The 19,151-nt window shown below is 34.8% G+C and carries 19 protein-coding genes and 3 tRNA genes; 14 read left to right on the forward strand and 8 right to left on the reverse strand.

Translation table 11 applies throughout. From position 1 onward, the window contains the following. Positions 1–108 precede the first annotated feature (108 nt). Complete coding sequence (locus ACE1OF_RS15250; protein WP_448895511.1) at positions 109–756, forward strand: hypothetical protein; 648 nt, start codon at positions 109–111, stop codon at positions 754–756. A 562-nt stretch (positions 757–1,318) separates the two neighbouring features. On the opposite strand, the gene ACE1OF_RS15255 is transcribed toward ACE1OF_RS15250, so the two are convergent. From ACE1OF_RS15255 to mutY, 4 genes are all read right to left on the reverse strand, one after another. Next, a tRNA-Thr gene (locus ACE1OF_RS15255) sits at positions 1,319–1,394 on the reverse strand. A gap of 108 nt (positions 1,395–1,502) precedes the next feature. After that, positions 1,503–1,578 (reverse strand) — tRNA-Phe (locus ACE1OF_RS15260). 190 nt (positions 1,579–1,768) lie between these two features. Continuing rightward, positions 1,769–2,041: an oxidative damage protection protein gene (locus tag ACE1OF_RS15265; RefSeq protein WP_448895512.1), complete on the reverse strand. Its 273-nt coding sequence runs from the start codon at positions 2,039–2,041 to the stop codon at positions 1,769–1,771. Positions 2,042–2,112: 71 nt separating this feature from the next. Continuing rightward, positions 2,113–3,354, reverse strand: a complete 1,242-nt coding sequence (gene mutY, locus ACE1OF_RS15270) for an A/G-specific adenine glycosylase (RefSeq protein ID WP_448895513.1) — start codon at positions 3,352–3,354, stop codon at positions 2,113–2,115. Positions 3,355–3,443: 89 nt separating this feature from the next. Here mutY and ACE1OF_RS15275 point away from each other — a divergent pair, with 89 nt between their 5' ends. Continuing rightward, on the forward strand, positions 3,444–3,782 hold the full coding sequence (locus tag ACE1OF_RS15275) for a YggL family protein (RefSeq protein WP_448895514.1): 339 nt from the start codon (positions 3,444–3,446) through the stop codon (positions 3,780–3,782). Between the two features lie 71 nt (positions 3,783–3,853). After that, complete coding sequence (gene trmB / locus ACE1OF_RS15280; RefSeq protein WP_448895515.1) at positions 3,854–4,585, forward strand: tRNA (guanosine(46)-N7)-methyltransferase TrmB; 732 nt, start codon at positions 3,854–3,856, stop codon at positions 4,583–4,585. Between the two features lie 10 nt (positions 4,586–4,595). On the opposite strand, the gene ACE1OF_RS15285 is transcribed toward trmB, so the two are convergent. Next, positions 4,596–4,964 carry a hypothetical protein gene (locus ACE1OF_RS15285; RefSeq protein ID WP_448895516.1) on the reverse strand — a complete coding sequence of 123 codons (369 nt, stop codon included), beginning with the start codon at positions 4,962–4,964 and terminating at the stop codon, positions 4,596–4,598. Positions 4,965–5,158: 194 nt separating this feature from the next. Between ACE1OF_RS15285 and ACE1OF_RS15290 the strand changes: the two genes are divergently transcribed. From ACE1OF_RS15290 to ACE1OF_RS15300, 3 genes are all read left to right on the forward strand, one after another. Then, on the forward strand, positions 5,159–6,712 hold the full coding sequence (locus tag ACE1OF_RS15290; RefSeq protein WP_448895517.1) for an ATP-binding protein: 1,554 nt from the start codon (positions 5,159–5,161) through the stop codon (positions 6,710–6,712). 302 nt (positions 6,713–7,014) lie between these two features. Further along, positions 7,015–7,341, forward strand: coding sequence for a DUF1289 domain-containing protein (locus ACE1OF_RS15295; protein ID WP_448895518.1), 327 nt, complete (start codon positions 7,015–7,017; stop codon positions 7,339–7,341). Positions 7,342–7,451: 110 nt separating this feature from the next. Further along, positions 7,452–7,527 (forward strand) — tRNA-Phe (locus tag ACE1OF_RS15300). An 82-nt stretch (positions 7,528–7,609) separates the two neighbouring features. Here the strand turns inward: ACE1OF_RS15300 and ACE1OF_RS15305 are convergent. After that, a complete protein-coding gene (locus ACE1OF_RS15305; protein ID WP_448895519.1) occupies positions 7,610–8,146 on the reverse strand; it encodes a ClbS/DfsB family four-helix bundle protein in 537 nt (178 codons plus the stop codon). 257 nt (positions 8,147–8,403) lie between these two features. Between ACE1OF_RS15305 and ACE1OF_RS15310 the strand changes: the two genes are divergently transcribed. Continuing rightward, positions 8,404–9,591, forward strand: a complete 1,188-nt coding sequence (locus ACE1OF_RS15310; RefSeq protein ID WP_448895520.1) for an amino acid aminotransferase — start codon at positions 8,404–8,406, stop codon at positions 9,589–9,591. 109 nt (positions 9,592–9,700) lie between these two features. Here ACE1OF_RS15310 and ACE1OF_RS15315 read toward each other — a convergent pair whose 3' ends face one another. After that, positions 9,701–10,180, reverse strand: a complete 480-nt coding sequence (locus ACE1OF_RS15315) for an RraA family protein (RefSeq protein WP_448895521.1) — start codon at positions 10,178–10,180, stop codon at positions 9,701–9,703. 143 nt (positions 10,181–10,323) lie between these two features. On the opposite strand from ACE1OF_RS15315, the gene glmS reads away from it, so the two are divergent. Genes glmS through ACE1OF_RS15335 form a run of 4 tightly spaced genes read left to right on the forward strand, consistent with a single transcriptional unit; the run spans position 10,324 to position 15,004 of the window. Beyond that, a complete protein-coding gene (glmS, locus tag ACE1OF_RS15320; protein WP_448895522.1) occupies positions 10,324–10,794 on the forward strand; it encodes a methylaspartate mutase subunit S in 471 nt (156 codons plus the stop codon). Then, entirely contained in the window at positions 10,794–12,158 is a 1,365-nt protein-coding gene (locus tag ACE1OF_RS15325; RefSeq protein WP_448895523.1) for a hypothetical protein, read from the forward strand. Before glmS ends, ACE1OF_RS15325 begins: the two co-directional genes overlap by 1 nt. Beyond that, positions 12,155–13,387, forward strand: a complete 1,233-nt coding sequence (locus tag ACE1OF_RS15330) for a glutamate mutase L (protein WP_448895524.1) — start codon at positions 12,155–12,157, stop codon at positions 13,385–13,387. Before ACE1OF_RS15325 ends, ACE1OF_RS15330 begins: the two co-directional genes overlap by 4 nt. A gap of 42 nt (positions 13,388–13,429) precedes the next feature. Further along, positions 13,430–15,004 (forward strand): AMP-binding protein, encoded by a 1,575-nt coding sequence (locus ACE1OF_RS15335; protein WP_448895525.1) that lies wholly within the window; start codon positions 13,430–13,432, stop codon positions 15,002–15,004. Between the two features lie 82 nt (positions 15,005–15,086). On the opposite strand, the gene ACE1OF_RS15340 is transcribed toward ACE1OF_RS15335, so the two are convergent. Further along, on the reverse strand, positions 15,087–15,305 hold the full coding sequence (locus ACE1OF_RS15340) for an EF-hand domain-containing protein (RefSeq protein WP_448895526.1): 219 nt from the start codon (positions 15,303–15,305) through the stop codon (positions 15,087–15,089). A 178-nt stretch (positions 15,306–15,483) separates the two neighbouring features. Between ACE1OF_RS15340 and ACE1OF_RS15345 the strand changes: the two genes are divergently transcribed. Genes ACE1OF_RS15345 through ACE1OF_RS15355 form a run of 3 tightly spaced genes read left to right on the forward strand, consistent with a single transcriptional unit; the run spans position 15,484 to position 18,972 of the window. Beyond that, positions 15,484–16,974: an alpha/beta hydrolase gene (locus ACE1OF_RS15345; protein WP_448895527.1), complete on the forward strand. Its 1,491-nt coding sequence runs from the start codon at positions 15,484–15,486 to the stop codon at positions 16,972–16,974. Further along, a complete protein-coding gene (locus tag ACE1OF_RS15350) occupies positions 16,974–17,759 on the forward strand; it encodes an ABC transporter ATP-binding protein (protein WP_448895528.1) in 786 nt (261 codons plus the stop codon). The genes ACE1OF_RS15345 and ACE1OF_RS15350 overlap by 1 nt, the downstream gene beginning before the upstream one ends. Positions 17,760–17,808: 49 nt before the next feature. Then, positions 17,809–18,972: an ABC transporter permease gene (locus ACE1OF_RS15355; RefSeq protein ID WP_448895529.1), complete on the forward strand. Its 1,164-nt coding sequence runs from the start codon at positions 17,809–17,811 to the stop codon at positions 18,970–18,972. Positions 18,973–19,151: the final 179 nt, after the last annotated feature.

Genomic DNA, 19,151 nt, shown 5'->3' on the forward strand with positions numbered 1-19,151 from the left:
AACAATTAAATGAATTGACTGATGATGATCAGTTAAGTTAATTTAAAGTTGGCTCTACAAAATGATAAATCAAGTGATCAAAGCTGATGAGAATCGGTGATCAAAGTCATGAGAATACGCAGACAACTTGAAAGTATTCATTTAGAACAGTTAGAAGATTACCTTAGACAGAAACATCAAATACTTGAACAATATCCAGATATTATTAATCAAGAAGCTTCTTCAATACCAAAATGGATTGGGGTATTAGTGGGTTCATCTATTTCACCTGATCTTGCTTCTAAAATATCCAATGGGTATTTAACTCCTGATGATATATCTATTGCGGCATTAACTATTCAGCGCTTTCGAAGCTCTAGAGGGAATGTTTACGTAACTACTGATACGTACTTCAAAAATAATGCTAATTCTAGAGATACAACAAAATATAAATTCAATAGTGAAGAATATGGTAAAAGACAATTAGTCCTTGCGGTTATGCGCCATCATATCGAGTTAAATTCAGATTTAACTTTTGCAGAATTAAATAAGCAATTTCCAAAACGTTGTCAAGGTTCAAGAGGTGTATTCATGCTTTCATCTAATGCTAATGAGATATACACAGAAACCAATAGGAAAAGGCACTTTATAGCTCCTGATGAGTTAATAGAGCTTTCAGACTCTACGATTGCAATTTGTACACAATGGGGGATTAAAAATATTGATAAGTTTATTTCTAGGGCCAAAGAGCTTGGTTATGAAATTATCCCTTGTTAATATTTAATTATTGAGAAATAGAAACAGATTGAGCAGAAAAAATTTTAATAAACTTTCTTTTATATAAAATCATTATTCGATAATAACTAAAAGTAACTATTGTGAAAACCATCTGGTTTATCTATTATTGACTGGTGAATTTAAATTTAAAGCTTCTACAACCCAAACCTACGGCTATAACTGGTGCTAATACCCAATTCGGATATTTACTCCATCAACTAATTTACCCTAATAGAATACCCCCGCAGTTTTAGTGGCCTATACGTCAACCCATATACCCTAAGCAACGGATTAAATCCTTTTTGCTCCGTAGAAATCGCTTAATAAAACATTAAAACAATTACCCTAATATCAATTGTGCCCTAATGGGGTTTATTTTAAGTAGGGTGAATTTTGTGCCTATAAGGTATACCAATAAGTTAATGGAACGGGTGTATAAACCACTAATAATGCAGAGTATAGAGAATATTGGTGTAAGTAATTTTTAGGAAAGAAATTAACCCAGTAATAGATACAAAAAAGCCCTAACCGAAGTTAGGACTGCTTGCTTCCTACGAAGGAATGGTGCCGACTGCCGGAGTCGAACTGGCGACCTACTGATTACAAGTCAGTTGCTCTACCAACTGAGCTAAGTCGGCACACAAAGCTGTGTGCAGTATTAGTTATTTTAAAAATGCTAATACTTTGGCACCGAAATAATACTTAATATTATTAATAAATAATAATTGAGCACCATCTCTGTAAAATGGTGCCCCGACCCGGAGTTGAACCAGGGACACGCGGATTTTCAATCCGCTGCTCTACCAACTGAGCTATCGGGGCATCTCTTTCAAGGTGTTTGCTACCTCGTGAAGACGGGGCGTATTAGACTGTTTTTCACTTTGTTCGTCAACTGTTTTTTTAAACTTTTTAATAAAATAAGTTTGTTTGCTGTTTTATTGTGCTTATTGTTGTTTATTTAACAGTAATTGTGATTTTTTCATTCTTTATCTTTAATTTATAGTGTTACATATTAGGTTGACGGTGGAACGTAACCTTCAATATCAGGTTCTATTCCTTCAAACAAGTAAGCAACCATAGCCGCTTCTAAAAAGGCTCGGTCATCAACATTCATCATGTTCATTTTTTTTTCATTGATTAGCATGGTTTGCTTCTTTTGCCAATGTCCCCACGCTTCTTTGCTAATGTTATCAAAAATACGCTTACCAACTTCACCAGGGTATAGCTGAAAAGCTAAACCTTCAGCTTCCTTTTTAAGGTTTTGACAAAATACTGTACGGCTCATAATTCTCTCTTATTTTATGTTAAGTAATAGTCGTTACGGTTACTTATTGGTCTATTATTAATGTTGTCGTGTTAATAGTTTTGCAATAGACCAATAAGTTTTTTTGTTGATGCGGCCAAGCCTACGCTAGCTTCATTGTGTAAATCATACCATTTTTGTTTTCTTGGTTCGCTAATTTCTTGATCATTAATTTGGCCTATTGATGTTGATTCTAGCTGAATACACTCAATAACGATAGGTGAAATATCAAGATGAAAGTGGCTAAAGGTGTGCCTAAATGGTGTTAATGCTCGTTGTGCATTTTTGTTAGCAGTGGCTTTTAAGCCTAATGTTTTTAACAAATGAGTAATGTCGCTTTTATTACTTACTTCATGAAAACACCATAAACCACCCCAAATCCCAGCAGGAGGACGTTTTTCCATTAAAACTTTATCACCTCTTTCTGTCGTAACACGAGGGATCACCATTATGGTGTTTTTTTCAGGTGTTTTTTTCTTAGGCTTTTTTTGCGGAAATTCTGCTTGTTGTGAGGTTGCTAATGCTAAACAACTTGTTTTTACTGGGCATAACTCACAGGTAGGTTTACTACGTGTACAAACCGTTGCTCCAAGATCCATCATGGCTTGTGTGTAAAACCCGGTATCTGTTGCTGGTGTTAAACATTCGCTTAACTGCCATAATGCTTTGTCAAATTTAGCTAGGCCATTGTAGCCTTCAACTAAATAATTTCGTGCTAATACTCGTTTTACGTTGCCATCTAAAATAGGATGATGTTGATTTAAAGCTAAGCTTAATATTGCCCCTGCCGTTGAGCGACCAATACCTGGTAGGGCAATAACTTGATCAATTGTTTCTGGAAAAACACCGTTATATTCACTATCAATGAGTTTCGCTGCTTTGTGCAAGTTACGTGCTCTGGCGTAATAACCTAAACCTGTCCAGTGGTGCAGTACTTTATCTTCATCTGCATTGGCTAAACTGCTAATTGTAGGAAAGCTTGCCATAAAACGCTCATAGTAACCGATTACAGTAGTAACTTGTGTTTGTTGTAACATGATTTCAGAAACCCAAACACTGTAGGGCGTTTTATTTTGTTGCCACGGTAAATGTTTCCTACCTTGGTGGTGATACCAAGTAATCACTTGCGTGGCGAATTGCTTTGCTGATTCAGAAGATATTTTTACTGTTTGCCCTGAGGGAGGATAATTTGTTTTTTTAATGATGGTTTCTTCACTTTTAAATAATGAGGCAGTGTAACTAATTATACAAATTGACTCAAAAAATGTTTTAAGTTGTCTCAATTTATCATTCATCTGTATTTAATAAATTAGTTTTATTGCACGGGATGAAGCCTGTATAATAGCGAGAATTATTTTAGTAACTATATTATTGAGGCAATGCCATGAAAGTTGATGCAAAAAACCGAAGTCAGCGACTGCGTAAAAAATTGAGAGTTGGTGAGTTTAAAGAATTAGGTTTTGATGTGGCTTGGCAATTAAATGAAAATATTACCAGTGATGAAATTGATGTTTTTATAGATAAATTTTTCAGTCAAGTGATTCAACCTAACGGTTTAGGATTTGGTGGTGAGGGTGACTCTTTATGGCATGGTTTAATTTGTACCCAAAAGCTAGGTTCATGTACTGATGAACACAGAGCCGCGGTAGAAAAGTGGTTAATGGATAATGGCGCTAAAGCTGTCTCGGTAAGCGAGCTATATGATGTATGGTGGGCTGAGTAATTTGATTAAGCCGAGTTCAGGTTGTATAGAAAAAGCTGAATTACCTTAAAGAAGAACCTTGAAGAAAAACGATGACAGAAGAAATTAAAAAAACACATAAAACTATTGAAGAAGCGGAACAAGAAGGTAAGTATATTCGTAAAGTACGCAGCTTTGTAAAACGTGAAGGTCGCTTAACTAAAGGGCAAGAACGTGCCTTAAATGAGCATTGGGAAAGTATGGGGTTAAATCATGGCGATGGATTACTTGATACTAATTTACTTTTTGGTAACGATCACCCTATTGTTTTAGAAATTGGTTTTGGCATGGGTAAATCTTTAGTTGAAATGGCTAAAGCAGCGCCTGAATTAAACTTTATTGGCGTTGAAGTACACAAACCAGGTGTGGGCGCATGTATTGCGTTAGCTGCTGAGCAAGGCGTGCAAAACTTAAAAGTGTTTGAACATGATGCTATTGAAGTATTAGCAGACTGTATTCCTGAAAATAGTTTAACCACGGTACAATTGTTTTTTCCTGATCCTTGGCATAAAAAGAAACATCATAAACGCCGTATTGTTCAAGCTGACTTTGTTGAAGCTATTCGCAAGAAGCTGGTTGTTGGTGGAGTATTTCATATGGCAACAGATTGGGAAAACTACGCCGAGTGCATGCTTGAAGATATGCAAAGTGCGCAAGGTTATAAAAATTTGTCACAAACCAATGATTATGTTCCCCGTCCCGATTCTAGGCCGCTAACTAAATTTGAAAGCAGGGGACATCGTTTAGGGCATGGTGTATGGGATTTACAATTTTGTAAATTATAAAACTCACTGTTTAGGCGGCGTTTTCAGGTAACTTAGTGGTTGGTAAATATTCGCGTTCTACATAAAAAAGGTGTTGTGCATTACGCAAATTACCTGAATCTTTAAGCCATTGCTCTGTAACTATTTCTCTTTGTAAAGCCGCATGTAATATGCGGCTTTTATATTGGCACCAGTAAAATATTGTCGCTTCTTGATGGCAGTTGTTATTGGGATAAGTCGCGCTTCGATTTTCTGCTAAGTCTTCAATAATACTCGCGATTACTTTCGCTTTTAACTCTTCTTCTATTTTTTGTTTAAAACGTGTGTAGCGTTTAGCTTTAATTAATTGCCAAATCAACCAAACCAATGAAGCTAAAGCAAGTACAGCGATAATTTGCATTTATTTTTTCTCATAATGATGTTGCAGGGATAATAACAATTTTTAATGATAAAACATCTTTTTTTAAATTTTAATCTACACTTTGCTATAAAATTAGGTAGTTAGTAATCTTATGTTTGAGTTGACTTTTTCTATTAACACGCTTTAAATTGTTCTTCAGGGACGAAAATAAATTATGTCAATAAGTAGCATTAATGAATAAGGCAATTGAAATCAATGACAATCTTACCAAGCGCTTACTGGCTTATATATTGCTTTGCAGTACTTTCGTTTCTGTATGCTCCACTGGCGTTCAGCTCTATTCTTCTTTCAAAGGTGATGTCGCTTTATTAGATCAAAGGTTTGATAACATAGAAAAAAGTTATATTCCTTCAATTGCTAGAGGTTTATGGAATTTTAATAAACCGCTCGTCGCACAACAAATGCAGGGAATTGTTGATTTACCTGATATTGGCCTTGTTATTATCGAAAACGATTTTGATTATAGACAGCAGTTTGGCGATGTAAATATAGTCACGAAAAAGTTTATTGAATACCCTATTTTTTTTCATGGTGAATATGTAGGTAAATTACAAGTTTATGCACATTATCAAGATATTTATCAACGATTATGGCAGCAAGCTGGATTTATATTAACCGCTGAATTTATTAAGATTTTTATTGTCACATTTTTTATTATTCTTATCGTTAATAAGCTTATCATGCGGTATTTATTTCAAATTTCAAATTATGCACAAGCATTAGCAAGTGACAATTTAGATAAAGAATTAATCTTGTCTAATCGCTCGGGAAATAAAGACGAATTAGACTACCTTGTCAATGCTATTAATAATATGCGCATTAAGCTAAAAGATAAAATTACTAAATTAGAAGGTGCTGAAAATGCCTTATTGGCCTTAAATGGCGAGTTAGAAGTTAAAGTGCATGATAGAACGGCTAAATTACAAAAAAATAATCAGCAATTGCAAGATTTACTGGATAATTTAACGTTGGCACAAGACCAATTAGTACAATCTGAAAAAATGGCTTCGATTGGTCAATTGGTTGCAGGTGTCGCTCATGAGGTAAATACACCTTTAGGCATTTGTGTAACATCTGTTACTGCATTAAAAGAAAAAATAGAAGCCTTGCAAAAGTCAATTGAGTCTAACGAGCTTACTAAATCTTTTCTTATTAATACATTACACTTGTTAACAGAATATGAACAAATAATAGAACGTAGTTTATATAAGTCTGTTGAGCTTATTCGTAGTTTTAAGTCGGTTGCTGTAGAGCAACATACTGACCCTAAAATGAACATAAATTTACACCAACATGTGTATGACGTAGTAAACACAGTTAAAACGCTTTTCAAGCAAAAAAAATATCATATTAATGTCGAGGTAGACAAAGAACTAGAATTAACGACATACCCAAGCGCTTGGAACCAAGTTTTAACTAATTTGTTGATGAATTCACATATTCATGGTTTTGAGGATTGTTCTGAAGGGGAAATATCCATCGTCTTTTCTAAAAGTGATGGACACTTAACATTACTTTATACCGACAATGGAAAAGGCATTTCTACAAAGTTGAAAAAACGGATATTTGAACCTTTTGTAACGACCAAACGTGGGCAGGGGGGATCAGGTTTAGGTTTAAATATTGTGTTTAATTTGGTTAATGTAAAATTAGGCGGCACTATTAAACTGCTACAGTCAGAGCAAGGTGCTTGTTTTGAAGTGATTGTGCCCATAGAGCAAGCATAAGAGTTTTTCTTGCTAGGTCGCTAAACTAACTGCTTAGTAAACTGGTAAATATTTATTTAGAATGCTGTATGAATATAGTAATAAAACTGTTGTTTAAATGAGCAAATATTGACTTGTTATACTTAAATCTATAGTATTTTCACGCCTTAAATCTACGTACTATGTAAAAACGCTGTTATTGATTTATGTGCCTATCAGTGTTGCTGTTGCATTTGAAAATCCTGTTTATCACATTGCTATAGATGCACTTTCGTTAATGTGAGTGATGAAATATAAGGTTAAATCTTTAAGGTTGTATAATAATGCAGTTAGAGTTCTTTGATGTTCCAAGTCCGTGTGTGGGCGTATGTCAATCGAATGAAAAAGGCTATTGTCTTGGCTGTATGCGTACGCGTGATGAACGAAAAGAATGGTCTACGCTAAATAATGATAACAAACAAAAAGTAATAAAACGTTGCATTCAAAGAAAAAAACGTCAAGACAAAAAAAATCATATAGAAAGTGTTGAAATGAAACCTGTGGAAGAAAGTTCACAACCAGAGCAGCCTTCATTATTAGAATTAGAGCCAAGTAAAAAAGTTACTTTGTCGCGCGACAATGATTTAGATTTCAGTGATTTTGAATTATAAGCGCTAACGGTTTTATAAAAACTATCATTAGAAAACGGTTGCGAGCTTTAATAATTATAGCTATCATACGCGCTCGTTGGCACATACTCTGTTTCAACTTTTGATAGAATGCCCCGATAGCTCAGTTGGTAGAGCAGCGGATTGAAAATCCGCGTGTCCCTGGTTCAACTCCGGGTCGGGGCACCATATTCTAAAACGAAAAAGCCTGCTATATAGCAGGCTTTTTCGTTTTAGTGTGTTTGGTTTGAGAAATTGTATCATTGATAGTTTATATAAATTTTTTTGCGTGTGCGTTTAATTTTTTTATCGCCCACTCATAATGGCTAGAAAGCGCTGATACGCAATAACTACCCAACGTAGTTGTGCCTGTCCAATTGTAGAATTGCTTTGTAAACAGTTCTTCTGTTGAGAATTTTTGTATTAAAAGCATAACCTGAGCATGACTCGTGTTAACTTTTATTTTAGCATCGTTAAGTGATGTGTTTTGATGTTTTTCCCAAAACTCAATATTCATTGCTCCGTAAGTTTTCCAGTTATATGGTGTGGGAATAAATGGTGATTGAATCCCTGCAAGGTTAGCATTAATCCAGCGTATCAATAATTGATGCCATTCATAAAGGTGAATTAATACATCCCTAAGATTTTTATCGCGGCGCCAATGGGCTTCTTTCTTGTTAGGATCTGTTGAAAAATCAAAATTTGTATTTAATGTGTTTTCTGGCATTGAATCAATTGTTTGCCATAACATTTCAAATTTTATTTTAGCTGCTTTGCATAAATCTTCTTTCGTTTTTGGCCTTGCCATAAGTTAACTTCCTGTTTCAAATACAATGTCTACTCTAACAGCTTAATAGTTTGCGTAACCTGCTTAGTTCTATTTTCTATATTTTGAAAGATTATAGTATTTATATTCAAGATTTATCTACAGTTATTAATATTTATTGATGTATAATCACTGGCAATATTTAATGAATTTTTATAAAGCTTAGTTATTTTTTAGTTATTAGAATAGTGCTATTTGTATTAAAAAATAATCACCGTAATTAAGAAGGTCTTAAACCTATGTTTTCAAAGTTAACACAGTTACCTGCAGATCCTATTTTAGGTTTGTCGGTAAAATTCAAAGCCGACGTCAACCCTAATAAAATAGATCTTGGTGCGGGAATATACAAAGATGAAAATGGTGATACGCCAGTATTATCTTGTGTAAAAATAGCTGAAAGATTTCGACTAGAAAACGAAAAGAGTAAAGCTTATTTAGGTTCTGCTGGTTCAGCATTATTTAATGAAAAAATCACTTCACTTATGTTGGGAGATCACCAAGTTATTAGAGAAAATCGTATTCGTACGGTTTCTACTCCAGGTGGTACTGGTGCTTTACGTACAGCGGGTGAATTTATTAAAACCTGTACACCTGGCGCAACTATTTGGGTAAGTAATCCTACTTGGGCAAATCATCAAGGTGTTTTCACAGCAGCTGGTTTAAATGTTAAAACGTACCCATATTATGATTATGAAAATAAGTGTTTAGATTTTGACGGTATGCTGGCTGCGTTAAAACAAGTATCTAAAGATGATGCTGTACTATTGCATGCTTGTTGTCATAACCCTAGTGGTATGGACTTGAACAAAGAACAATGGCAAGAAGTAGCCGAAGTAGCTAAACAGGTTGGTTTTATTCCTGTTGTAGATATGGCGTATCAGGGCTTTGGCGAAGATTTAGATGCCGATGCTTTTGGTTTGCGCTTAATGGCTGATACTGTTGAGCAAATGATTATCTGTGGTTCATGTTCAAAGAACTTTGGCTTATATCGTGAGCGTATTGGTGCTTGTTCAATCATTGGTAAAGATGCAATATCTGCTGATATTATTAGTTCTGTATTACTTTCGGTTGTGCGTGTTAATTACTCAATGCCTCCTGCACACGGAGCTGCCATTGTAGAAACTATTTTAAACTCTGCCGAATTAACAACGCAGTGGCATGGTGAATTAAAAGAAATGCGTGACCGTATTAATGGCATGCGCCAATTGCTGGTAGATCAATTGATTGCCAATGGCGTAACACGTGACTTTAGCTTTATAGCTAAACAAAATGGTATGTTCTCTTTCTTAGGTATTGATAAAAACCAAGTGCAACGATTACAAGATGAATTTGGTATTTATATTGTTGGCTCTAGCCGTATAAGCCTTGCAGGTATTTCACCTGATAATGTTGACTATCTAACGCAATCAATTGCTAAAGTACTGTAATTATTTAAATTATAGTTTTTAAAAGCTTAAAAAATCCCGTTGTTAATATACGAACAACGGGATTTTTGGTTTTTAGTTCGCTTTTAATTTGTTTGTTGTAATTTTATAGCTAAACAATTTTATTGGCAGTAACAATTACGCCATCGGTGTCAGCGTAAAGGTAATCACCTTGATTAAACTCAATGCCGCCAAATGATAAACGAATACCACGCTCGCCTGATGTCACAGGAATTGCTTTTCTAGAACAAGTACCTAGTGCGTATAGCGCCACAGGTATATCGGTAATTTGAAAAGTATCTCGAATATAACCATTAACGATAATGCCAGCATAGTTATTTTTATGGGCGAATTTCATTAAATTCTCACCCACTACGGCATAATATTCTTGGGCTACATCTACCACAACTACTTTACCTGAGCCATCTTCATCTCTAAGTAGTGTAATTAAGTCAGTATTGTTTTTGTCTAACTTTATTGTGATAACTTCACCTTGGCATTTACTTGTGCCACCATAATTTTGATAACCAGCGCCAAGTACAAATACCTTTTCGCTGTGATCATCACAGATATCTGCGGTAAAAAATGTCATAAATCAGTCCTGTTATTTTTTATATACGGTATTTGGCAGTATTCTAGCATTAAAGGAGTGTTTTTCACTAAATTTTGGTACTATATATTCAGCAATAGTGAATAGTTATACGGTGGGCTCTGCGAAAATATGAAGGTAAAAATATGAAGGTTGTAACAGGTGTAGTTGGTAACGACATCCATGTGGTCGCTAATCGACTAATAGAGCTATCATTAAATGCTCGAGGATACGAGGTGTTTAACCTAGGAGTAAACACCTACTTAGAAGAATTTTTTGATGCGGTAGTAGAAACTGGCGCAGAAATTTTAATGATATCTTCACTTAATGGTGAAGCAGAAGGTTGGAGCCGAGAGGTCAAAGCTTTAAAGTCAAAATACAAAAATTTAGATAATCTTATTATGATGATTGGCGGTAATTTGGTGGTTGGCACTGGTAATGCCGAAGACATTGTACCAAGGTATAAAAATTACGGTTTTGATATTGTTTGTCATCAAGTTGATTTGAATACAGGTCTAGATATGCTTGAAAACTTGCTAGAAGAAAGAGGCCTTGTAGAAAATAAATCTGAAATAAAGAATATTAAAGAAAGCGCGATACAAGAGAGAAATAGCTAATGAGTTTGCTGCAAGAAGAAAGAGAAATTATTCTGAGCAATGAGTATGTTGACACCTTTGACTTTGCCGAAGTAACAGAATTTGTTAAAAACGCCAGTAAAGATTTATTTATATCTCATCACTTTAAAAATCAAAATAAAATGTTAGTGCAACCCCGTGGCGGTTTCCCTACCTATAAAAAACAATTTGCACTTTATGAGTTTTTTGTTGATGCCAATGTTGATGTACTACCATTAACTATTGATTCCAACACACGTTTAAATGATTATGCAACGTCAAAAAAGATGCTGCGTTTAAGTGAAGAAAATAACGTTGATATGCTTAATGGTTATCCTTTGGTAAATCATGGCTATAGAACTACCCGTAAAATGATCACTCATTTCAATAAACCTGTGAGTTTACGTCATGGCACACCTGATGCACGTTTATTAATTGAAACCGCTATTGCCTCGGGAATTTTTGAAATAGAAGGTGGACCAATTACCTACCTTTTACCTTATTCAAAAAACTTTCCGCTTGATAAAGCCTTTCTGTATTGGAAGTATGTAGAAAGAGTGTGTGCTAACTATTCTAAACTGAACGAGCCTATCAATAGAGAATCGTTTGGACCGCTTACTGCTACGTTAGTGCCACCGTCAATCACCATTGTTATTCAATTATTAGAAATGTTGTTGTCATTAGAAGAAGGTGTAAAGTCTTTTTCAGTGTCATTTTCCCAACAAGGTTCAATGAATCAAGATATTGTTACAGGTGCCGTGCTGAAAAAATTAGCGCGATATTATGCTGAACAAATTAACTGTGGCGATGCTGCAATTCACTTAGTTTACCATCAATGGATGGGCGCTTTTCCTACCAACAAAAATTATGCTGAGCAGCTGATCAACATGTCGACTGTAATTGCCTCCATGGTGGGGGCAGATAAAATCATCACCAAAACCCGAGAAGAAGCATCTGGTATTCCTACCAAAGAAGCCAATGCTAAAACGGTGGCAAATACTCAGTACACGTTAGGTATTTTAAATGGTTTACCTAACGTGGTTGACGAAGAAGAAGAAGAAATGCTCACATTGCAGGTAAAAGCTATCATGGAAGCTGTATTTAATGATCCTGCTGATACGTTATGGCGAAAAGTCTTTAACAGTATTAAAAACGGAGTTATTGACGTGCCTTTTTCTCCTCATATTATCAATCACAATAATATGATAACTATTCGAGATGCTAAGAAAAATATTCGAATTATTAAACGAGGTAATGTGCCTATTCCTGATCGCTGTTATGCTTATGATAAAGCGCAATGTGATTTAACTAAAGATACTACCAGTATCGTTAATGATATTATTCACGATATAGGGATTATGCAATGAGTACGGTAGAAATTAACAATAATGATGAAAGCATTAGCATGAAACGTAGCACTGAAAAACTACTCATTGATGTGGGCAGTACTTACTTTAAAATGAGTACACCTTCGACTATTGAACAACATTTTAGAGATTTTAATAAAGATATTTTAGATGATTTAATGCACAAAGGCGGAAAAACAATAGAGCGTTTTGCAAAAGAAGATGTTTATATTTGTTCTTCTGCGAATGGTGGATTAACTACCCTTATTATTGGCATTACCAATACATTCTCAATAAAGTATGCCACTAATATTGCCTTTAATTCTGGCATTAATATTATTGATACTGTGCTGTTTCAAAATATTGAAGATTACTCAATACCAAGTGATCTTATTGATGTTGTTATTATTGTCGGTGGAATTAATTCTAACGGGAATATTTTTTCGAACCGTTTATATCATTATTTAACACAGCTAAATTATTCAAATATAGTATTTGTTGGTAATGAAATTGATGCACCTATAATTAAAGCTAATATTGAGCATATAGATATTTTGCCTAACATTATTGATGATAGGTTACATATTGTAGAAGAGCATTTGCGAGAATACTTAACCAATCTTTATCAAAAAGATATTGAAGGCAAAGAAGATATTAAGCATTTGTATAATATTACCTCGAACCAAATATATTCTACGCCGTACATAGTGAACAAAACTTTGCCGTTAATTAACACCAAATTTTCAGTAGTTAATCCTTTTATACTGCTTGATATTGGTGGTGCAACTACTGATATTCATTATTCAAAAGATTTGGTTGACGACAACTTAGTGACTGAAAATGAATATGACAGGTTGGTTTTTAAAAAGTTGGGTGTGTATAAATCAAAACAGTCATTAATTTTTGCTGCTAAAAACAATGAATTTGTTTACGAGCTGCTTATGCACTTAAAAGTAACCGAAAATATTTTTGAAGAACAAAGTGAAAAAGCGACTAAAATATTAATGCAGCTGGCTATCTTTTTGGTTTTATGTAAAATTTCACACTACAGAAAAGCATACATTAATTTAAAATTACTGGCTATTAACTCAATTGTGTTAACTGGCGGAATTACTAAAGTTTTAACGCGTAGTGAAATAGAAGATATTATTTCATTTTTTTACAAAAAAATTCTTAATTCAGCACATAATCCTACCACTGTCCTTGATAGTAATTATGATATTTGGACACTTGGGGCTGTAGATGCTTAAAGTACAAAGCAAAGCGCAAAGAAAAATAAGAGGAAAAGCATAATGTCGATAAACTGTATAAGAACACTTCTTGAAGATGCAGTGCAGGCCAATAGCGAAAAATCTGCGGTAGTTTATAACGAAAAAATTATTACTTACGGCGAATTATTTACTAAAGTAAATCAGGTTGCTTTTTACTTAAATGAACTAGACCTACCTAAAGATTCACGCATTGGGCTATATTCTACCAAAGGTATTGAACAAGTGATTGCGGTATTGGCTATTTTGTCTACCGACTATATCTTAGTACCACTCACTACTTTACTTAAGTCTGAGCAGGTTGAATATATTATTAATGATTGTGATATTAAATGTATCATTACAGACAAGCTTCAGCTTGAAAATATAGAAGAAATTGATTTTAACGGGCACATTATTTCTTATGAAACTGCTGATAAAGGAATAGCCTCATTTGAAGAAATATTTAAATATTACAATAAACCATATGTTTGTGATATCAATGGTCATAGTAATGCGGTAATTACTTATTCTTTTGGTGTTTCAGGTACGCCTAAAGGTATTGTTATATCACATCGTAACTTAATTGATTCTGCACGAGTTGTTTCGCAATATTTAGATCTTAAGCATGAAGATGTTATTTCAGGCGTACTTATTTTTAATCTTGATTATGGTTTAAACCAAATTTTTTGTACCTTGTACAAAAAAGCAACTTTAGCATTGCATCGCTTCATATTACCTGAAGATTTTTTTAATCATATTATTAACGATAAAGTAACAGTGTTACCCTTAATGCCTGTGAATATTTCACAAATGTTTGATGAAGATTTACACCGTATTCCGAGTGCTGAACTTTTTGCAAACGTTAAAACCATTACTTCTTCGGGTGGCAATGTCACAGCTAAAATGATCAAAGACTGTAAGAATACCTTCCAAAATGCAGATTTTTACTCAATGCACGGTCTTACTGAAGCATTTCGTTCAACCTATCTAGACCCATCACAAGTGCAAATTAGACCTGACTCAATCGGTAAAGCCATTCCTGATGTTGAATTGTATGTGATTAATGAAGAAGGGAAAGAATGTGGCGTGCGTGAGGTTGGCGAATTAATTCACCGTGGTAGCTATATTTATCGCGGCTTTTGGAATGCGCCAGAGCAAAATGCTGAACGTTTTAAATCAGTACAAATATTAAAAGATGTCATTAATTTAGAAGGGCAACTGACTGATGAACTCGTTGTGGCAACGGGAGATTACGTTTATAAAGATGAAGAAGGGTATTTGTATTTTGTGTCTAGACAGGATGACATGATTAAAACCCGTGGTTTCAGGGTTTCACCGTATGAAATTGAGTCTGTTGTCGCAAAAAATATTCCACAAATAGAAAAATGTGCCGTGTTTGGTTTAGATAATGAACTGATCGAAGAAGAAATTGTTATGGTTTATTCTGCGTTAAATGAAATAACCGAGAATGAAATATTATTTGAATTGAAGAAACATCTTGCTTCTTACATGATACCTAGCCGAGTTATTTATAAAAAGTCTTTACCTTTAGTGCAAAGTGATAAAAACAAAATTAACAAAGAAGCATTGAAAAATGGCTTAATATCGGGAGCGTAAAGAATATCGCTCTTTTGAATGATTGGCATTAAATAGCATTTAGCTCTCTAACTGAGAGCTAAATGAAAATTCAGGAATAAAACTACAAGGCTAATTCGATAACCATTTCGGTTAATTCTTCTTTAGAGATAGAATTGCTGTGGTTTTTATCGAAACGATTGAAAATAGACTCACACATACGAATGCCTTTGTCTTGTAATAACACATCAATGAGCTCAACGAATTCAGAGCGACTTATTACGCCGTCTTTATCTTCATCAAATACTTCAAATAACTCATCTACCCACTGATTTAATTCCATGAGGGTTCCTTAAATATATAGAGGGAAATCAATATTTAAACTTTATCTTTTATTCAGGCATTTGGGAATAGTAATTTATAAATATTTACAAATTGATAGATTTTAAATAGCAGCTAACTCTAATAGAATAGCGTTGTTTTGTATAAAAATGGTTAAAATGCTAAAAATGGAATATAAAATGATAAATCATTGGAAAGTTACAACCTTAGTTTTCTTGCTTTTAAGTTTTACAGCTTATGGTGAACAGCAAAGCTTTACTCTGGAAAATTGCCATGTTGATGGCGTGAGAGAACAGGTGAAATGTGGCAAGCTATTAGTGCCAGAAAACTACAGTAAACCTGATGATGAAAAAATCAGCATCAATTTTGTAGTTTTACCCGCTATTGATAACAGTGATAATAAAATACCGCTAATGTTTTTAGCAGGAGGCCCTGGGCAGGCAGCAGCCGAATTAGCATCAGGCTTGCGGTATGTTTTTAGAGAAGTTCGTAAAACGCGTGATTTGATCTTAGTGGATCAACGGGGTACGGGTCAATCTCACCCACTACAGTGTGAAGAATCAGCAGAACAAAACGTTTACACCATAATGCCTGAAGACTTTTCAGCGCAAGATATTAAAGACTGTCTTGCTAGTTTTAGTGGCGATTTAAGTCAATATAATAGTGAAAACGCTATTCGCGATTTTGACGCGGTACGCGCAGCGCTTGGACATCAACAATTAAATATTTATGGTGGTTCTTACGGAACTCGAGCAGGACTGGTTTACATGCGTATGTTTCCTGATTCATTGCGCAGTGTTGTGCTTGATAGTGTAGGCCCTATTGAAATCCCTATCGGTTTGTTTGGGCAAAGTTCGGCTAGATCATTTAATTTGTTATTAGAAAACTGTCAAAAAGAATTAAGTTGTCAGCAAGCTTACCCTGAGCTCGAACAAGAATTTAATAGCCTAGTTGCCCGTTTAGCTGAAGCGCCAGTAGCAGTGAATATTGCCCATCCCAGACTAGGAACCCAAACTCAGTTTGTTATTAGTGAAGGAAAGCTACTGGGTACTTTGCGTATGCAATTATACTCAGTAGCAACACGTTCTATTGTGCCCTTAGTGATTCATCAAGCCTACTTAGGTAATTATATGCCATTAGCTGGTTTGGTTGCCCAATCAGAAAGTGGGCAAGGCATTTACCTTGGTTTGTTATTTAATATCGCCTGTAATGAGGACTTTCCTAGAATATCCGCAGAGGATTTTGCCCAAGACGCGAATAATAGTTTTGGGGGCGATGATAGCCATTTTGCTTTTAAAATGGTTTGTCCCCTATGGCCACAATACAGCCCCAGTGAAGCATTTTATCAGCCTGTAACAGCAAATATTCCTACCTTGATTTTATCAGGTAACTTAGATCCTGTTACACCACCAAGTAATGGTAAATACAGTGCTAAAACGTTACCTAATAATCACCATATTATTATTGAAAATGCGGCACATACTGTTGCGATGAATACGTGCGCGAGTGATATTATTAATGAATTTTTAACAACACTACAACCAAAAACGCTAGACGAATCCTGTTTAGAAAATATACCTAAAGAGTCTTTTATGACTAATTTAAATGGTGGAACACTCATTGTTGAAACTAATAATGCAGGTTCGGCTGAACAAGGAGCTAAAGACTAATGATACAAGTTAATAATTTGCGTAAAACCTTTGGCGGTAAAAATAAACGTTTGTTTAGCGGCTTTAACAAAACAAAAGAACTAGGTTCGGTGATCGCATTAGATGGTTTATCTTTTACTGCTAATGATGGCGAAATTACGGGTATTTTAGGGCCTAATGGTGCAGGAAAAACGACTTGCTTACGGACACTCTACGGTTTACTTAAAGCCGATGATGGTAATGCCATTATTGACGGTATTAATGTTGTTGATAACCCACTTGCTGCTAGGGCACGTTTGGGGATATTTCCTGATAAGTTTGGCTTATATGAACGTTTAACTGCTTATGAGCAAATAGATTACTTTGCCAGTATTCATGGTTTGCAAGGTGACTTTAAGCATCAAGCAATTGAAGCAATAATTAAAGATTTAGATATGGAAGCATTAGCGCACCGTAAAACTTTAGGCTTTTCTCAAGGACAAAGGATGAAGGTAACATTAGCCCAAGCTCTAGTGCATCAACCTAAAAACTTTGTGCTTGATGAACCAACACGTGGTCTTGATGTGATGAGTACCCGCGTATTACGAAATTATTTGGCACGTTTTAAAGAAAAAGGACATTGTATTTTATTTTCTTCACATGTAATGCAAGAAGTTGCTGCTTTATGTGACCGCGTTATTATTGTGGCTAACGGAAAACTTGCTGCAGAGGGAACACCTAATGAGCTTTGTGAGTTGGCAGGTGAAACTCAGCTAGAAGAGGCTTTCGTTAAAATCATTGGCTCCGATGAAGGAGTAGCAGCATGATGGTTTCAAGTTGTCACAGACTTATATTTTTAGTTAAAGGAGCGGCTAAATGATCCAGTTTAAAGCACTTCTATCAAAAGAGCTAAAAGAAGCCTTTCGTGATAGAAGGGCGATGATGATGGCTATGACAATGGCAGTGATGGCCCCAATAATGATTTTTGCTATGTCAAAGGTCATGATTAAAGAGGCAGTAGAAACTCCAGCTGTTTATGTCAAAATAACGGGGGCTGAATATGCTCCACAATTAATAAAATCTCTTAAAGATGAAAATATTTTATCATTAAAAGATGCACCGAATAATGAAAAATCAAGTTGGGAAGAACGTAACCTTAGCATTATTATTCCAGATACTTTTAACCAAGATATGTTAGATGGCAAATCAATTGATCTTTATTTACGTGCAGATTTTAGTGAGAAAGCTAATATGTCACCAATTAGACGTATGAAAACTACGATTAATCAATATGCACAAGCTATTGGTTATAAACGTTTATTAGTGCGTGGAATTGATGTTAATTTACTGCAACCCATTAAAATTATTGAACAAGACACATCGTTACCTAACTCTAATGCCATGATTATCTCAATGATGCTTGGCTTATATTTATTAATGGCTGCGTTTATGTCTGGGCTTCCTGTTGCTATTGATGCCAGTGCGGGAGAACGTGAACGTAACGTGTTAGAAATGCTTTTATGTCAACCTGTTAGTACAGTTAAAATTGTGACAGCTAAATTATGTTGTGCGAGTTTAATTGCTTGTATTGGCGTGTTGCTAACGTTAAGTTTAACCTCGTTTTCAGTTAGCTTTATTGATTTAACTAAAATAGGCGCTAGTTTTAATTTAAATACTCTCACAATCACAGCACTTTTATTGTTGTTATTGCCTATTTGTTTCTTTGCATCGGCTTTACAGCTTTTTGTCGCTTTTCAATCGAAAAACTTTAAAGAGGCACAATCTATGGTTTCTATGATTATTATGTTACCTGCCATGGTGCCTGTTATTATGATGTTCGTAGACAACAAGCCTAAATGGTTAGATTGGTTACCTATCTCAGGGCAGTCATTGATTATGGAAGATCTGTTTAAAGGTTTACCTGTGTCATGGGCGTTACTGGCTTTTACAGGGTTAGTGACAATCAGCATGACCATTTTTTTAGTACTATTGATGGCAAAAAAACTACGTTCTGAAAAAGTGGTTTTAGCATTGAGCTAGCAGAAATAAGTTAATACTCATACAAAACTTTAGAATAAAGCAAAACTCAGGGTTTGTTATTAATTCGGATTTTATTGGGTATATTGTTTATTGTTTGTTGTTTTTTGATATATTGTTGTTTATATTCTGTGTTGTTGGTTTTGGTTATATTTGTTCTTGTCTTGTTTTTTTGTATCAAA

It is taken from the genome of Colwellia sp. E150_009 (assembly GCF_053543955.1).

Excerpts from the sequence above, each read along its gene's own strand:
- ACE1OF_RS15275 (WP_448895514.1), top strand. The coding sequence starts at position 3,444 with ATGAAAGTTGATGCAAAAAACCGAAGTCAGCGACTGCGTAAAAAATTG.
- ACE1OF_RS15265 (WP_448895512.1), bottom strand. The coding sequence starts at position 2,041 with ATGAGCCGTACAGTATTTTGTCAAAACCTTAAAAAGGAAGCTGAAGGT.
- ACE1OF_RS15345 (WP_448895527.1), top strand. The coding sequence starts at position 15,484 with ATGATAAATCATTGGAAAGTTACAACCTTAGTTTTCTTGCTTTTAAGT.
- ACE1OF_RS15315 (WP_448895521.1), bottom strand. The coding sequence starts at position 10,180 with ATGACATTTTTTACCGCAGATATCTGTGATGATCACAGCGAAAAGGTA.
- ACE1OF_RS15355 (WP_448895529.1), top strand. The coding sequence starts at position 17,809 with ATGATCCAGTTTAAAGCACTTCTATCAAAAGAGCTAAAAGAAGCCTTT.
- trmB (WP_448895515.1), top strand. The coding sequence starts at position 3,854 with ATGACAGAAGAAATTAAAAAAACACATAAAACTATTGAAGAAGCGGAA.
- ACE1OF_RS15335 (WP_448895525.1), top strand. The coding sequence starts at position 13,430 with ATGTCGATAAACTGTATAAGAACACTTCTTGAAGATGCAGTGCAGGCC.
- ACE1OF_RS15350 (WP_448895528.1), top strand. The coding sequence starts at position 16,974 with ATGATACAAGTTAATAATTTGCGTAAAACCTTTGGCGGTAAAAATAAA.
- ACE1OF_RS15285 (WP_448895516.1), bottom strand. The coding sequence starts at position 4,964 with ATGCAAATTATCGCTGTACTTGCTTTAGCTTCATTGGTTTGGTTGATT.
- mutY (WP_448895513.1), bottom strand. The coding sequence starts at position 3,354 with ATGAATGATAAATTGAGACAACTTAAAACATTTTTTGAGTCAATTTGT.
- ACE1OF_RS15340 (WP_448895526.1), bottom strand. The coding sequence starts at position 15,305 with ATGGAATTAAATCAGTGGGTAGATGAGTTATTTGAAGTATTTGATGAA.
- ACE1OF_RS15305 (WP_448895519.1), bottom strand. The coding sequence starts at position 8,146 with ATGGCAAGGCCAAAAACGAAAGAAGATTTATGCAAAGCAGCTAAAATA.
- ACE1OF_RS15250 (WP_448895511.1), top strand. The coding sequence starts at position 109 with ATGAGAATACGCAGACAACTTGAAAGTATTCATTTAGAACAGTTAGAA.
- ACE1OF_RS15330 (WP_448895524.1), top strand. The coding sequence starts at position 12,155 with ATGAGTACGGTAGAAATTAACAATAATGATGAAAGCATTAGCATGAAA.
- ACE1OF_RS15295 (WP_448895518.1), top strand. The coding sequence starts at position 7,015 with ATGCAGTTAGAGTTCTTTGATGTTCCAAGTCCGTGTGTGGGCGTATGT.
- ACE1OF_RS15310 (WP_448895520.1), top strand. The coding sequence starts at position 8,404 with ATGTTTTCAAAGTTAACACAGTTACCTGCAGATCCTATTTTAGGTTTG.
- ACE1OF_RS15290 (WP_448895517.1), top strand. The coding sequence starts at position 5,159 with ATGAATAAGGCAATTGAAATCAATGACAATCTTACCAAGCGCTTACTG.
- glmS (WP_448895522.1), top strand. The coding sequence starts at position 10,324 with ATGAAGGTTGTAACAGGTGTAGTTGGTAACGACATCCATGTGGTCGCT.
- ACE1OF_RS15325 (WP_448895523.1), top strand. The coding sequence starts at position 10,794 with ATGAGTTTGCTGCAAGAAGAAAGAGAAATTATTCTGAGCAATGAGTAT.